The sequence below is a fragment of the Salinimicrobium sp. CAU 1759 genome, assembly GCF_054482715.1.
In genome coordinates this window covers 425,065-440,672 of the sequence record NZ_JBTLRK010000002.1, presented here as the reverse complement: position 1 = coordinate 440,672, position 15,608 = coordinate 425,065, and the positions used below count along the sequence as shown (strand labels likewise).

The following is a 15,608-nucleotide window of genomic DNA, read 5'->3' as shown; positions in this document are numbered from 1 at the left end:
TATCCCGGGGGCGCAGATTTGCGATTCGGGATGAGGAACTAAATTTCATTGAAAAAAGTCATTTTTGACTCCATCCCTTCAGTTCCTGGGAATCTGGAGGGCAATCTGAGGAGAATGAGGGGGTTTCAGAGTCGCCTCGGTTCTCAATACGATTATCAGTACCTGGAATTTGGAATTTTGAAATTGGTGCTTAAAATTCTGAAGCCTTGCAAAATTTACCTCTCAAAAATGCCATTTTTAAGCAGCTTTAAAGATCGATAGAACAAGAACATGATCTGTTACAAAAAAGCAGAACCTGTACCGACAGACTTCAGCCTTTCTGCGGATGAAAATTGGGATCTGAGGGATCATTGTCAAGATCATAGGTGATCCCCAGGGCAAACATGAATAATCCGTAGCAAATAATTCCGAAGGCGACTATGGCAAAAGGAACCTTGCCGATGTGGTCGCCAATGAAATTAAAAGCTTTATCTGTGTTGACTACATACCCGGCATCACTTAAAATGCCCGATTTAATGAAGAAATAGCCAATGATGCCCAAAATGACCCCACGGGCCACATAGCCGGTAAAGCCCAGGAAAAAGATGGTCGCCTTCTTTTTTCCGCTGAACTTGACGATATCAAGACGCTCCCGGTATCCCCGGGTAATTCCGTAGAACAGTTGTACTGCCGCAGTAACAGCTATTAGCACGCCCAGTCCCACGACCAGCCATTTACCCCAGCCGTAATCCAGCATATTAGCCGTCATTTCCCTCTTCTGATCCGGACTCCCATCTTCAGAATAATTCGCTGAACCCAACAAGACTACCAGGGCCGAGTAAGCGATAAGCGCATCGGCAAGAGAGCTAAGGCCGATCCCGGTACGACGGGCAAGTCCTTTCCAGCCTTTTCCATAATGATAGGGATCCCGAAAGGATTCATAGATGCGCCATACAATGTAACAGAGCATGCCCAGCAGGATGGCCCAGATGATAATTTCGCCTCCCGGCCAATCCTGCACATAAGCAAGGAGGCTGTTTTTGGAAGCACCGCCATCCTTAAGCCTTAACAGGGAAAGTAGGGCAATTATCCCTATGGCCGTATAAATAAGACCCGTGGAAATGCAACCCAGAATAGGAAAATATTTTAGGTATTTCTTCTTCGCTTTTTTCACTCAGGAAACTGATTTGATTCTGAAAATAAGGATTTTTTATTTTTTGGCAGGATCCAGGATCAAAAGAATACTCCCATCAGTCCCGGGTGTTCTGAGACTTCTCTGGTCCCGATACTTGTCACCTTTGCTCCTGCTCAGCCAAAAAAATCGAAATGACGGCGGTCTTTAATTTCGAATTCAGGATAAAAATTCAAGATTATTTTACCCTTCAAAAATGACATTTTAGATATTCTTTCGGCTCTTAAGCCTCTCCTTCGGTTTGGATTCTATTACCCATCAGCTCCGGTTTCGACACGCCTTGTTCTCGATAGTTCACCCTGCAGGTTAATTTCCTCATAAATAAAACCTTAATATCATTTTCCTCAGTAATTTCAAAACCAATACTAAAAAACATCTAAAATGAAAGACCAGAGGCAAGTAGAGCAGCCAATTGCAGCTTCGGAAGGAATGGGCGCGATAGTGGAAAACGGAAATGTGACCTTCAGGGTCTGGGCTCCACATGCCAGTAAGGTGTTTGTGGCAGGTGATTTTAACGGCTGGAAAGAAGATGATTTAGAATTGACTTTTGAAGAAGCCGGTTATTGGGTGGGAACCACCTCCCGGGCCAAAGAAGGAGACCAGTACAAATATGTTGTCTGGAATAGTGAGATGAAGTTTTTGCGCAATGATCCCTATGCTCTGGAAGTTACCAACTCCAACGGCAATTCCATTATTCGAAACCTGGAGTTTGACTGGGAAGAGGATAATTATGAACTGCCCGACTGGAATTCCCTGGTTATCTATGAGCTTCATGTGGGAACCTTCAACAGGAAACAGGCAGACCAGGTAGGGACTTTTCATGATGTGATAGAAAAGCTGGCTTACCTACAGGAACTGGGTATAAATTGCATTGAATTACTTCCTGCAGCCGAATTTTCCGTGGGCATATCCTGGGGTTATAATCCGGCACATCCTTTCGCAATAGAACAGGACTATGGCGGTCCCGATGGGCTGTTCGCCCTTGTAAAAGAAGCACACAAATACGGGATAGGTGTCATTATGGATGTGGTATATAACCACTTTGGCCCTTCTGATGTTGACCTATGGCAATTTGATGGCTGGAGTGAAAATGATAAAGGAGGCATCTATTTTTATAATGATCACAGGAGTGAGACCCCGTGGGGTGACACGAGACCCGACTATGGGCGTCCAGAAGTAAGGCAGTATTTAAGAGATAATGCCTTGATGTGGATCGAGAAATACCATTGTGACGGCCTTAGAATGGATGCCACTTCCTACATAAGGTATGAAGCGGGAGGTTTAGGGATTGATACTACTGAAATTATTGAAGGCTTGATTTTGATACGCGACATTAATTCAGAAATCAGAGACAAATTCCCAAGAGTCTTGACTATAGCTGAAGACCTTAGGGGGCACGACCTTATGACCAACAAAATAGAAGATGGTGGCATTGGTTATGGCGCACAATGGGATCTGCACTTTGTACATCCTGTGAGAGAAGCCTTAATTAATCCCGATGATGAGGCCAGGAATCTGGAGACAATTGCTCAGGCCCTTACTTACCATTATGGAAGCGATGTCTTCTCCAGAATCATTTACACCGAATCTCATGATGAAGTAGCCAATGGAAAAGCCCGTGTTCCTGAGGAAATCCATCCCGGTAATGCTGAGAGCGCCTTCGCTAAAAAGAGAGCCATTCTTGGGTTGGTACTGGTCATGACGGCGCCGGGAATTCCTATGATATTTCAGGGGCAGGAGTTTTTAGAAGATGAATTCTTTAAAGATGATGAAGCTTTGGATTGGGAAAAGTATAAAAAGATGAACGGAATATACAAGTTGTCCTCAGACCTTATTGGCCTTAGGACCGGTAAACTAGAAGGAACTGAGGGATTAAGAGGACAGGAAACAGAAATTGTACATCTCAATCAGGAAACCAAAATTTTAGCCTATAAGCGTATCAATCGAGGAGATGACCGGCAACCGGTTCTGGTTGTCCTGAACTTCAGTAATCAGGATTACGAAGACTATGGCATTGGAATCGAACAGGCACTGGAGTGGAAACTTCAGTTCAATAGCAGCTGGAAGGGCTATGATGATGATTTTTCTGAAATGGAGGTAAATGGTATGGATACTGAAGAAAAAATGACCGATGATAAAAACTGGACCGGAGCAATCAATATTCCCGCTTACGGAGCCCAGATCTATACCCCCTAATCTAACGATGAATTATTTATTCCGGAGACGCCTCTGTTCTCGATACTTTTCGCCTTCGCTCCTGCTAAGCCAAAAAACCCGAACTGACGGCGCTTTGGATTTCGGATTTAGGATTGAGAATTCGAGATTGATTTACTCCTCAAAAATGACATTTTAGAAGCTCTTTCCGGTTTGAGGCTCTCCTTCAGTTCAGATCCAATTATCCGTTAGTTCGGGTGAAGCCGGACCTGCGAAAGCAGGAGCGGGTTAGTATCGGGAACGACGGGAATTCGCCTTCGCGCGGGTTCAAAATTCCGGATTCAAAATTCGAAAATAAAAAATTGGTGCTCGATTTTGGTGCTTAAAGGTTGGTACCTGGAATTTGGATTTTGGAATTTATAGCTTTACAAGATTCACCCTCCAAAAATGTCATTTTTGACACCTCTTTAAGAGCGCAGTATACTACCTATTCCTTCTCTTCCTTTAAAAGATCATGATGCCGCCACCACCGTCAAAACGGGGATTGACAACATTGTTAAAGATCGATCCAAACCTGTAACGGAGTCCGAAGCTGGTATAAAATGAATAGTTTGAATCGAGTTGTCTTCTCCTGGTCAAAAGATCTTCATTCGAGATGTCACCCTTTACTATATTCAGCTGGTCACGTTGCAGGGCATAATACCCGCTAATGTTGAACGATAGACCTTTATATAACCTAAGGTCTGCATAGCCCGAGAAGCTTAATCTACTCTTGGAAAAATCATGAAAATAATTCCCAAAAGCCGCCGAACCACTAATTTGCCCCCACTTTTTATTCAGGCTCACAGCCAGCGAAAGGTTTTGCCGAAACCTTAGCTCTTCGGTTTCCAGATAGATCGTCTCTTCTATATATTCAAAGTAGGAAGGACCTGCTTTATACATTAATCCCACGTAATGATTGTTCGATTGCGAATAGGGAAAGAAGTTGTATTCAATTGCAGGAGTAAGAGTCCAGGAAGCTTCATAATTAGCAAAATCTGACCTCAGATATTCCAGGTAACCACCTGCAGACCAATGGCTGCTCAAAGACCATACTGTGGTATTACTCGCTCTATAGGTTTCATTAGAAAATTCTATGGCATCCTCACCCGTACCATAGCGATTCTTGTTGACGCCATAACTTATGGAAGTGGTTGTCTTTAGCTCTTCAGAAATTCGGGAAGCTGTAAATCCTGTACTAAAACTATTGCTGAAGTAGTTTCTATCTCCGTTGAGATAGCCGTTAAGTCGGGCGTTGAAGACCCAGAGGTTCCAGGGATCCTCAACCGGCTCCTCAACTTCGGACTCACTGCCTTTTTCTTCCTGCTGAAGCGTTATCTGCACCTTTTTTCCCTGCTCTGTCTTTGCAAGATATCGCACCAATCCCAGTTTAATGACCTGTACCATTTGCTGTCTTTCTTCGTCATCTGTCGCGGTTGCCTGCCTTACAAATGTTAGCGTATCGTTTAGGCCTGCAAATTTCTCCCTTCCGGTGAACTGCAATTTGAACTCACGCCCCCCACTCCCGGTTACCTGGCTGTTCGACAGTATAAATACATCCGACTGAAAACGGTCATTCACATAATCGACAAAAGGAATTTCCCTTTTAATATATTCCTGGTCACAATAGGACTGGCAGTCCAGGTATAAACGGATCTTTTTACTATTTTCTTCCTGGGAGTGAGTGAAATTTATACATAACAAGGTAAGACTGAGGAGCAAGAATTTTTTCATCAATAAGTTTAAAGTGGCTGATTTTCTTGTAGGGATTCCAAATGTATTAAAAAAGTGTTAACATTCATGCTGTTTCTTCTTCGCTGCTGCAATAAATTGCTTCGGCTTACGGCGCTGTTTTGCGCGATTCAGGATTCAGGATTAGGTAATCCCTCTCAAAAATGCCATTTTTGGCTACTAATAAATGACAGCAAGAAAAAAGGACAAAAAACCCTGGCCCACTAAAGATGCCATGACGCAGATCTATGAAAAGAATTTGTGGGGTGGTGAAGGAGCTGAGTTCTACTCAGGTTTAGGCTCTCATGCCCCTGAGACGGTAAACCCATACATTGCTGCAGTCTCTACCTTCTTAAAAGATCTTGAGACTCCGCCGGTGGTCTGCGACCTGGGTTGTGGGGATTTCAATATCGGGAAAGAACTGGTGAAGTACACCAAAAAATATATCGCCATTGATATTGTTCAGGAGCTTGTAGCGCATAACAGGAAAACCTTCAACGCCGGTAACCTGGAATTTCATGCTTTGGATATTGCAATTGATGAACTGCCTTCAGGGGATTGCGCGATCCTGAGACAGGTGTTGCAACACTTATCGAATGCTGAAATAAAAAGAGTGGTAGAAAAATTATATAGTTTCAGTTATATTATTCTCACCGAACACTTACCGGAAGGAGGTTTTGAACCTAATAAGGATATTATCTCAGGGCAGGGAATAAGACTAAAAAAACGAAGTGGCGTAGATCTTTCCGCATCTCCATTTTATTTTAAGGCCAAAGAAGAAAGGGAGTTATTAAGAGTTCCGGCTCCCGGCTACAAAGGAGTTTTGGTAACAACATTATATAAGGTAGGATAATAATAAGTCCCGGTACTATACAATGAGGCCGGAAATTGCATGGTGTATATTAAGTATTGTACAACGTCGCCTCCGAAACCCGACTTATAATTTTCCAAAGAACGATTGAACCTCCGCTTCAAATAGTGGAACAGGAATATTATGTCCGTTTTCCGGAACCAGGTGGAGATGAAGATCGGTCACCGCATTAAAGTCCTGGGGTAGGAAGCTTAAAGTGTCTGCCGGGGAAACCACGTCATCGATCTGCCCAAGCACGATCTGTTTGAGAGAGTTGAAATTTTCAAGCTTCGGAATGTTTTGAGGTACAGATCTCTTCACAAGCGCCGGATTGAACAACAGCGCGGGTTTGTTGAGTGCATTGGAGACATAATATCCTGCAAAACCACCCATGCTGCTCCCAATTACGACATCAACCTCCCCATTTGGATACATCCCCAGGATAGTCTCAATAGCATTGGGATCTTCGTAGTAATTAAGATCGGGTGAAAGGACTTTTCCATAGTGTTCAAGTACTTCCCGCTTTTCGGGACTAAGCTTACTATCGAGGCCGTGGAGGTATAGAATGTTCACAACTCAAAATTTAAGATTCAAGATTCAGTTTGATTTTATTCAAGATGCAATATACATTTATCTAAACTTACCTGCTTGCTGCACCGGATTCTTATGCTCCTCGTTTTTACCAATAAGATTGGCTGTACGCGCTCCCGGCAGTCTCCGATATCAGGAGCAAACTCAATTTAGAGAAAGCTATTTTTAGCACCTGAATACCCGGTAAAAATTAAGCATTATTCCCAAAAATAAAAGGTCAAAAATGCTATTTTTGGCTATCCGTATATACCACCAACCAATCCTTTTAAATGAAACTCTCCTCCCCCATCGCATTTTTATTATTGTTCATTTTATTTTCCTGTTCATCTGAAGAAGCTCCAACCAGCAATATCGTAGGAACCTGGGCTTTTTACGGAGTGACAGAAGTCACAACAACCGGGGATGAAGTTGAATCTATAGCCGGTGAATGTGCTCAAAAATCAAGGATAACATTTAAAAACAGTGGAAAGTTCATAGAAATGGATTACCACTTCAGCTACAATTCTCTCGAATGCATGTTGAATGAAGAGACCTTTAACCGCGAAATGTTGTGGGAAGAAGTTGCTGAAGACCGGTACAGGATCTTTAGTGCAGGGTCTACAGGTACAGTCTATGAAATGAGGTTTCAGGACAAAAATACGCTATGGATGATACCTCCCCAGGATCCCTATGAGAGCAATGGGGTTAGCTATGAATTCATGGCTTATGTTCACAAAAGAACCTAACTAAATCAGCTTTTAGCAACAATGTTTTATAGCGAATGAGGTGAGACCTTGTGCAGGAAAAACCTAAAGCAGGAAATCATTCTTATGAAATCTTTTGTACGGAATAGTAGATGGTCTGCACCATAATTTTTCCATTTTTGATCAGGTAAGAATCCGCTCCATCGGGGATTACAGAAACATCAGACTTGCCTGTCCAATGCAGGAAACACATTTCTTCATGGCAAAGCTTCAGTACATAATTGTAGTTACCACCCGGCAGTTGTTCTTTAAGAAGTTCTGCTGCTTGTTTCATTCCTTCCCTTCCGTGAAAGACTCCGTAGTTGGTTAGGAGGACACTATCCTGTGAATAATTCCGCTCCAGATCTTTTTCTAACTCCCCCTGCTGCGCTAAATCCAGATGGTCTTCAAAAACCTCCCACGGATTTCGGTCTTCAAGTTTATTTTGCTCCATATTTTTATCTTCAAGATAATTTATTTAGCACTTAATTTCAAGAAGCAGCAGTCTTCTGTTTTGAACGCTCCTTATCAAATGGAATTTTATATATTAAAAAACGGTTCCAAAATGATTCATAAATTTAAATACCGTTATCTGAATATGAAGTACAACTACAGCATTACCGGAGCAATAGGCATCTTTGGCTGTTTCGCTGTTATTGCGACCGATTTTATTGGTATTGCTCTGCACGAAGCACATGATCCCATTGCAGACACTATAAGCATGCTTGCCATAGGCAAATACGGCTGGATACAGGATCTTGGGCTGGATCTACTTGCCCTCGGGTTTGTCGCTTTGGCGATTGGGCTTTATTTCGTCAAAATCAGGGGCACCAAATGGCTTATAAGTCTCGGAACAAGCCTTCTCATAGCTGCTGTTCTGATCCTTATCGCAGAACACAATCAATACGCCGGAAAAACCGGGTTCACCCTGCACCGCAAGCTGGTCTACACTCTGGCCCTCCTGTTCCCTGCCCTCTTATTCACTATTAGTACCGGTCTTTACAGCATAAAACCATTTCTCAAGAACTTCTCCCGCTGGGTGGCAGGCATATGGCTTGTGCTCGCACCTCTACTGCCTCTCATGCCCAATTCCTTTGACGGAGCTTATGAACGCCTGGTCTGTTCACTTATCGTCATCTGGTTGGGAACGGTTTCTTATCAATTGTACCGATTTCCAAAACCAGTCTACTCAAAGCCATAGTGCAACTACTTCTTAATTAAAAATGCCGGTTTTTAACCGGCACTTTGACAAGAGTGATTTTTGTTCTGCTGTCTATTTGGAAAATGCGAGACAAAGCATGGAATCTGCCTAACCACCTTAATACTGCAGCCTCACTTCATTAGAGCAAATGATGCTACCGGCCTCACAAACTTTATATGTTAAAGACCCACTGCCTTTAAAATCTGTGGCATCTGTGTATGTTCCATTATTTTCTCCGGAAGCGATCTTTACATTATTTCTGTAAATATCCACCGATGTTCCCGCAGGATTCCAACTAAGGTCTGCACTCCATCTACCCTTTACTTTAGTTCCGCTGCCAGTTAAGGAAATATCTCCGGGTGCAGGCTCCTCTGCACTTACAGTTATATTTTTTGAAGTGCTGCCGGTATCACCTGCATCATCTGTAACCATAAGAGACACGGTATAGGTCCCTGCCACTGTGTAGTTGTGTGAAGGATGTTGTGTGGAGGAACTTTGCCCATCTCCAAAATCCCAGCTCCAGGCTGTCACTGAGCCATCGGAATCTGTGCTGGTATCGGTAAACTGAAGGCTTAGCAGGTTTGTAGTATAGGTGAAATCTGCTGCCGGAGGCTCATTGGTTGTTTCACCGCCGCCTCCCCCATCACCAAACACCACTATAATCTCTTGCGAGCAGTTAGCATAACCTACCTCACATATTTTTATTCTATGAGTAGCATTTCTTTTGCTGTCTTCCAGCCTTACTTGATCATTTCCATCATTGTTGTAGAACTGGGTAACATATTCCCCTTCTACAGGAACCTTCGTAGTAGTTCCATCAACATAAACATGGATATACGGTATATCGGTTGGATCCCACTTAAGGTTGACGTAATTACTTCCCTGTGTGCGGAAACTATAGACTGAAAGATTAAGGTCTGGAGGATTAGGGGGAGTAAATTCTATAGGTTCTGTCAAACTGTAGAGAAAAGCATTTGTTCCCGAAGGCACTCCTGTGACGGTATTAGGAGTTGAATTGCTCAAGACAGCATTGTGAAGTGCTTCGGGAGTGATATTAGGATCTAGTTCGAGGTAAAGAGCCATCACTCCTGCTACGTGTGGTGCTGCGGCTGATGTTCCGCTAAAATACCTGGACGAAACATCATCGATTTTCGAGGCCGTCCGGGTATTAAGTCCCGGTGCAAAAACATCAACACAAGAGCCGTAGTTAGAGCCGGAGGTAGAAGAATAGGAAGCTATTCTATCCTGGACATCACTAGCTCCAACTGTTAATACTCCCGGCACCCGTGCAGGAGAATATTCACATGCATCTCTATCAGCGTTTCCGGCTGAAACAGCAAAATGTATACCTGCACCTAATGAATTTTCAAATGCCAGATCCATCGCCTCAGATGCATAGTATCCAAAACTTGCATTCAGTATTGCAGGTCTGGCCGCATTAATGTAAACCCAATCCATAGCTTCCAGGATTCTTGACGCTGGAGAACCACCTTTACAATCGAAAACTTTGACCGAAACTATTTCAATGCTCTTTGCAACACCATATTTTGTGCCGCCTATTATTCCTGCCACAGGGGTACCATGCCCATAGCAATCCCTTCCTTCTTCCCCTTCTTCTTTGACAAAATCATATCCGTGCACTGCCCTGCCTCCAAAATCCTCATGGGTCACACGCATTCCAGTATCCATGACGTAAGCTGTAACACCTTTTCCTGTGAGATTATAAGCATAAGCACGATTACAGCCCCCCTCCCGTTGATCAATTCTATCTAAACCCCAGGATGGAAACTCCTGTACTATACTGCTGTGCAGCTTTACCTGTCGATCCTCTTCCACCAGTAGAATTCTCCTGTCTTTGCGCAATTCGCTCACTTGTCCTGCTGTAAGCTCTGCTGCAAAACCCTGGAGCACATTTGTATATTTTCTATTAATTTTTGCTGCTGCCTTTTCAGAGATTTTATTCATTATTTTATCCAGTATTGCAGCTGCCTTTGGATTTTTTACCGCAGGGTCTTTAGAAACCACTACTATATAATGTCCCTTAATTACTGCATTTTCTGAAGTAGTATTAATTTCTGCATCCAATTCTTTCACCTCATCCAGAAGTGGATCTTCACTACAGGAACCCAGGATAATTAGGAGTGCAAACAAAAAGAATTTTTTTCTAAAACAAATCAGTTGATGATAGTCCATAGCAGTATGAATTAAGGGGCTTGAAAACAAGCCGTTAAATAAAAACATTTCACATAGGGGACCTTCTAGAACTTATATAGGGTAAGTCGAATTCACAGCTTGTGATGCGAAAAATCAGAAGCACAAGAAACATAAAGATTTGAAAATTAGCATTTTAAAAGTTACTTTCATTGTACATTTCGGACATGACAGTTTTTCTATAATGAAATAAAGGATGGGGCTAACACCTTCAAGGTTTTTAGCCCTCTCAAAAAGCTTCCCTATTGATAAACCGGTTCGATCTAAACCCTAAATTTAATTTACTACCTTAGCGTTTCCTCCTTTCGGTTTTTCTCCCAAACAACCTATCCCTCAGCTTATAAGACGACACAACAGGCTTTAATGATAGAAAGCTTTGCCAAAAAAGTAGATCTTGAAGTCCCGGAGAAACTCCGGGATTTTGTAGTGGCTTTTATCTTCGGAGAGACCGATTCTCCGGTACAGCTCAATGTTCCCGTCTTTAGTACAGGTTTTCCCCTGTTGGTCAATATTTACAACCACAGACCAGGATACACTGTGAACGGAAAAAAATATGAGCTGTCTTCGAATATTTGTACTGCAGGCCAGATCTATAATGCCGATATTACTTTTCAGCTGGATGGAATTTTTGGTCAAATAGGAATTATTCTTCATCCCACTACCCTCTACTATCTATTTCGAAAACCCGGTATAGTTTTCACGAACCGCTGGACTTCACTGCAAGATGCCACAGAAAAAGCATCTCCTTGTTTAAATAAGGATCTTGAAGTGAGTTGTTCAAACGCCAAGAGGTTTGACATCCTCCTGAAGTTCCTGGAGATGCTCGTCCCGGAACGCCTTCCCGCTATTCCATGGCTGGACCAAACCATTAAGCTCATCCTTGAGGAAGATGGTCTTTCAGACCATGAGCAACTTATCAAGAAGGCGGGGATAAGCCCCCGTCATTTTAGAAGGATCTTTAAAAATATTATTGGAGTACCTCCCAAATACTTTTGCAAGGTGATACAGCTAAATACTGTTTTTGACATGCTGAAAAACGGATCTACTGAAAAGATTCATCTCCTGGCTCTGGATTGCGGTTATTACGACCAGGCCCATTTCATAAAAGATTTTGTGAGGCTAATGCGAGATACGCCCCAACATTTCCTAAAGGGAGAACATAATTATATTCAGAACTACATGGGAAGACCGGAAAATAATGGCCCAAATTCTTAATCCGCATGGCATTGCAATAACCCGCCTACCTGGGCTTTTCCTACCGTGATGAGAGTCCAAACTCCACAACACCCTATACTGAACTTGTTTCATTATCTCCCACATAGCAACCTGAAAAATTGCCGTGACGCCACTTCACCCCGCCGATGCGGATTTGTAATCCAAGACAATGCCCCGCAACTCCGCCACTTTCATAAAGGTGAACTTGATTCAACATGTTTTAAAACCTTCCTCGCCTGACAGGAAGTGAAGGTGGTCACCACAGTTTTCCCCCAATTGACTGTAGAAAAAATCCACAACAATTCTCCTTCTGCCACAACCTGACAACCTCCTTACCTCTCAAAAAGGCTGATTTCCAGCACTATTTTTTTGGGTACAATAATTGGTACTGCCGCTCCTGACGTCCTGTACTATTGGTGCCCCCTGAAAACACTGACAGTTACCCGGACAGAACAAAAATTTCAGAAGAAATGATGACAAAAGAATTTGAATTACCCACTTTAGCTTCGGCTGAAAAATTTAGTACTAATAAAAACATACAATCCAACGACGCATCTCCTGAAGCTACTGCTTCGGAAAATTACCGTAAAGCGACCTTTACCAAAAGACACATTTTCACCCTGGTCTCAACTTTCCTGCTGTTAATTGGAGGAGCCGTTTCAGTTTACCTCCTGCAACCACAATTTGAGGAAATGAACCTGAGCCGCATAAATACTATTGGCGGCACCATCCTCCTGGTCCTTACCGGATTCCTTCTTATGTTCAGGCTAGGATTTCTGGCCTACATCACGCAGCTGTTCTTCCGCTATAAGCCGGTTACTTCGGTTACAGATGAGGAGTTGCCGACCTGTACGGTGATCGTACCTGCCTACAATGAGGGTAAGCAGGTCTACTCTACCCTACTTAGTCTTACTAACAGCCTGTACCCGGAAGAAAAACTTCAGTTGATCGCCATTGACGATGGTAGTAAAGATGATACCTGGGAATGGATGAAAAAGGCCAAGGAGCAGCTCGGGGATCGCGTTGCGATCTATCAGCAGCCTCACAACCAGGGGAAGAGACATGCGCTTTACCGCGGATTCAATCTGGCTACGGGAGAGGTCTTTGTAACTGTAGATAGCGACTCAATAGTAGAAAAAGACACTTTACGCAACCTGGTCTCGCCATTTGTGACCAATGAAAATTGCGGTGCAGTGGCCGGAAACGTACGTGTGCTTAACAATGAAAGAGCCATCATTCCACGAATGTTGAATGTAAGCTTTGTATTTAGTTTTGAATTCATTCGCTCTGCACAGAGTGTGCTGGGTTCTGTACTTTGTACCCCCGGAGCCCTGGCAGCCTATCGCAGCAAAGCAGTAATGACCTGCCTGCCCGAGTGGATCAACCAGACTTTTATGGGGCAGCCAACAGACATTGGGGAAGACCGCGCCATGACCAATATGATCCTGAAGCAGGGCTATCACGTCCTGTTCCAGCGTAACGCCTATGTACTGACGAATATTCCTGAAAAGTTCAGCAGTCTGCATAAGATGTTCACCCGCTGGGAAAGAAGTAACGTACGGGAGAACCTCATGATGACGAAGTTTGCTTTTAAGCCGTTCAGAAATGGATCAAGATCGGGCACCAGACTTTTACTGCTGAATCAGTGGATGCATATGCTCACCGCCTACCCCCTATTCCTTATCATGATCGTATTGTTAGTGATGCATCCCGTGCTGTTCCTGAGCTCTACCCTCTTGAGTATTCTGATATTCTCCAGTCTGCCGGCATTCTTCTATGCAAAGAAGTACAACATTTCTGAAGCATTCTGGGCCTACTCGTATAGCCTTTTCTATACCTTCGGATTGTTCTGGATCACGCCTTATGCTATGGCTACGGCTAACAGAAGAGGTTGGTTAACCAGAGAATTACCGGTTAAAAAATAAGGATAAAGGACTAAGGTTTAAAAAATTTTAAACGCTCAGCTTTCCATCAAATTAAGAAAGATCCGCTTCCAATTGGAGCGGATCTTTTCGTTAGGCGTTGATGGTTTTGATCCAAAACTACTTTTCAATAGAGTGAGATTGCTTCAGTCGCTAAAAAGCTCCTTCGCAAAGACGGAGAGAACATTAATTATAATGTGGTGCTTGAAACTTGGTGCTTCCAGATCAAAAAAATAAACCTTAATCCTTACCCTTAAACCTTAAACCTTAAAAAAGAGAAAGTGTTCCATGACTCGCCATGACAGCGGCATTCTTTTGTGCTCTGTTCGCCGACCGAACGGAAAAAGTCTCCGGCTCGTTATCGAAAAATGTCACTTTTGGAGCTCCTTGTTTCCGGAGATAATTGCTCAGGATCTTATGGGTATGATAGGTGGCCACCTGTCTTTTTAGAAAAGGTTCATAATCTTCCAGCCTACTCACCTGAGATTCGGCATCAATGAAACCAAAACCCTGATATTGGCCTTCCTTTACCAGGACGAAAGCCTCTTCCTCAAAATGCCTGCCTTTCTCCCTTATCACAAAAGTTGAGGACTCATCGGTGAGGGAAGCAACGGCCTTTGCCACCTTTTGATTATAGGCTTCCACAGGTTCTTTCCCGGAGCAAACTCCTTCACAGCTTTCGATCTCATAATGAGAGCAAATCTCCACATTAGCCTGTAAGCTGCAGTATTTAGGACAGAGGTGGAATTCCCTGCAAAGAAACTCCAGCTTTTCCTGCGCCAGGCCACGGCTGTAAAAGGTGCCTATGGACTCTCGTTTTTTATGCGTTTTCTCCAGGGCAAGCTGCAAAACTCCCCGCTGATTGGTATAACTCACGATTTGATATACCGGACCGGGCCTTTTTTGTGCCCTGTTGAATCGCGGATAATACTTCCGGATGCATTCAGATTCCAGGAGCAGGGCTACAAGTTCGCTGCCGGTCGTCTCGTGGTCTATAAAGAATGTCTCCTGCCCCAGCTCGTATTCCTTGCTCATGCGATCGTAAAAATGGGAAACTACCCGCTTCTTTATGTCAATAGCTTTGCCGGCATAGATCACTTTGTGCTTCCTGTCCTTGAACAGGTAAATACCTGCACTTTCGGGCAGGTTATCGATCTGCTCGGCATCAATATGTGGTGGCAGGGTAGCCTGCCTGGAGCGGGCGTGCAGGAATGAATTGATCACCCTGTAATCATCATCCAGAGACAGCAGGCGCTGAAAAAGAATTACTGTAGCATCGGTATCCCCCTCGGCCCGATGTCGATTGATCAACGGAATATTGATCGAATCACACAACCTGCCAAGGCTGTAGGAAAATAAACCGGGAATGAGTTTTCGGGAGAGGCGGACGGTACAAAGTTTCCTGCGGCTGTATTCAAAGCCAAGCTCCCTAAATTCATTCCGCAACACATTATAGTCAAAGTTCACATTATGAGCCACAAAAATGGCGTCCCGGGTAAGTTCCTCGATCTTTTTTGCCACCTCATGAAATTTCGGGGCATCGACGAGCATGTCATTATCAATTCCTGTGAGGGCAGTGATCTGTCGCGGGATATCCTTTTCCGGATTGATGAGGCTGGTAAATTTGTCGATGACCTCAGCTCCCCGCATGAGGACGATACAGATCTCGGTGAGCCGGTTTCCGTTAATTCCTCCTCCGGTGGTTTCTACATCTATGACGGCAAATAACTGGTCTTTCATGAAGGGTCTCAAAAAGGGTAAAAATAGGAATAATTTCGGTAAAGTAGGAAAAAATCCACAA

12 protein-coding genes are annotated in these 15,608 nt (G+C 43.5%); 6 read left to right on the top strand and 6 right to left on the bottom strand.

What is annotated here, in order from left to right:
* Positions 1 to 310: 310 nt before the first annotated feature.
* Positions 311 to 1,153 (bottom strand): DUF1206 domain-containing protein, encoded by an 843-nt coding sequence (locus ACXYMT_RS13040; protein ID WP_459059541.1) that lies wholly within the window; start codon positions 1,151 to 1,153, stop codon positions 311 to 313.
* 399 nt (positions 1,154 to 1,552) lie between these two features.
* Here ACXYMT_RS13040 and ACXYMT_RS13035 point away from each other — a divergent pair, with 399 nt between their 5' ends.
* Entirely contained in the window at positions 1,553 to 3,367 is a 1,815-nt protein-coding gene (locus tag ACXYMT_RS13035) for an alpha-amylase family glycosyl hydrolase (RefSeq protein WP_459059540.1), read from the top strand.
* A gap of 462 nt (positions 3,368 to 3,829) precedes the next feature.
* Here ACXYMT_RS13035 and ACXYMT_RS13030 read toward each other — a convergent pair whose 3' ends face one another.
* Positions 3,830 to 5,098, bottom strand: coding sequence for a hypothetical protein (locus ACXYMT_RS13030; RefSeq protein WP_459059539.1), 1,269 nt, complete (start codon positions 5,096 to 5,098; stop codon positions 3,830 to 3,832).
* Positions 5,099 to 5,282: 184 nt separating this feature from the next.
* Here ACXYMT_RS13030 and ACXYMT_RS13025 point away from each other — a divergent pair, with 184 nt between their 5' ends.
* Positions 5,283 to 5,948 (top strand): class I SAM-dependent methyltransferase, encoded by a 666-nt coding sequence (locus ACXYMT_RS13025; RefSeq protein WP_459059538.1) that lies wholly within the window; start codon positions 5,283 to 5,285, stop codon positions 5,946 to 5,948.
* A gap of 84 nt (positions 5,949 to 6,032) precedes the next feature.
* Here ACXYMT_RS13025 and ACXYMT_RS13020 read toward each other — a convergent pair whose 3' ends face one another.
* Positions 6,033 to 6,518 carry a YqiA/YcfP family alpha/beta fold hydrolase gene (locus ACXYMT_RS13020; protein WP_459059537.1) on the bottom strand — a complete coding sequence of 162 codons (486 nt, stop codon included), beginning with the start codon at positions 6,516 to 6,518 and terminating at the stop codon, positions 6,033 to 6,035.
* Between the two features lie 287 nt (positions 6,519 to 6,805).
* On the opposite strand from ACXYMT_RS13020, the gene ACXYMT_RS13015 reads away from it, so the two are divergent.
* Positions 6,806 to 7,261, top strand: a complete 456-nt coding sequence (locus ACXYMT_RS13015; RefSeq protein ID WP_459059536.1) for a hypothetical protein — start codon at positions 6,806 to 6,808, stop codon at positions 7,259 to 7,261.
* A gap of 82 nt (positions 7,262 to 7,343) precedes the next feature.
* Here the strand turns inward: ACXYMT_RS13015 and ACXYMT_RS13010 are convergent, their stop codons facing one another.
* On the bottom strand, positions 7,344 to 7,712 hold the full coding sequence (locus tag ACXYMT_RS13010) for a nuclear transport factor 2 family protein (protein ID WP_459059535.1): 369 nt from the start codon (positions 7,710 to 7,712) through the stop codon (positions 7,344 to 7,346).
* A 111-nt stretch (positions 7,713 to 7,823) separates the two neighbouring features.
* On the opposite strand from ACXYMT_RS13010, the gene ACXYMT_RS13005 reads away from it, so the two are divergent.
* Complete coding sequence (locus ACXYMT_RS13005) at positions 7,824 to 8,459, top strand: DUF998 domain-containing protein (RefSeq protein WP_459059534.1); 636 nt, start codon at positions 7,824 to 7,826, stop codon at positions 8,457 to 8,459.
* Between the two features lie 117 nt (positions 8,460 to 8,576).
* On the opposite strand, the gene ACXYMT_RS13000 is transcribed toward ACXYMT_RS13005, so the two are convergent.
* Positions 8,577 to 10,610: a S8 family serine peptidase gene (locus ACXYMT_RS13000; RefSeq protein ID WP_459059533.1), complete on the bottom strand. Its 2,034-nt coding sequence runs from the start codon at positions 10,608 to 10,610 to the stop codon at positions 8,577 to 8,579.
* A 423-nt stretch (positions 10,611 to 11,033) separates the two neighbouring features.
* Between ACXYMT_RS13000 and ACXYMT_RS12995 the strand changes: the two genes are divergently transcribed.
* Together ACXYMT_RS12995 and ACXYMT_RS12990 are read left to right on the top strand one after the other, a co-directional pair.
* Positions 11,034 to 11,885 (top strand): helix-turn-helix domain-containing protein, encoded by an 852-nt coding sequence (locus ACXYMT_RS12995; RefSeq protein WP_459059532.1) that lies wholly within the window; start codon positions 11,034 to 11,036, stop codon positions 11,883 to 11,885.
* A gap of 473 nt (positions 11,886 to 12,358) precedes the next feature.
* Positions 12,359 to 13,810 (top strand): glycosyltransferase family 2 protein, encoded by a 1,452-nt coding sequence (locus ACXYMT_RS12990; RefSeq protein WP_459059590.1) that lies wholly within the window; start codon positions 12,359 to 12,361, stop codon positions 13,808 to 13,810.
* A gap of 264 nt (positions 13,811 to 14,074) precedes the next feature.
* Here the strand turns inward: ACXYMT_RS12990 and ACXYMT_RS12985 are convergent, their stop codons facing one another.
* Complete coding sequence (locus ACXYMT_RS12985; RefSeq protein WP_459059531.1) at positions 14,075 to 15,547, bottom strand: exonuclease domain-containing protein; 1,473 nt, start codon at positions 15,545 to 15,547, stop codon at positions 14,075 to 14,077.
* Positions 15,548 to 15,608 lie beyond the last annotated feature (61 nt).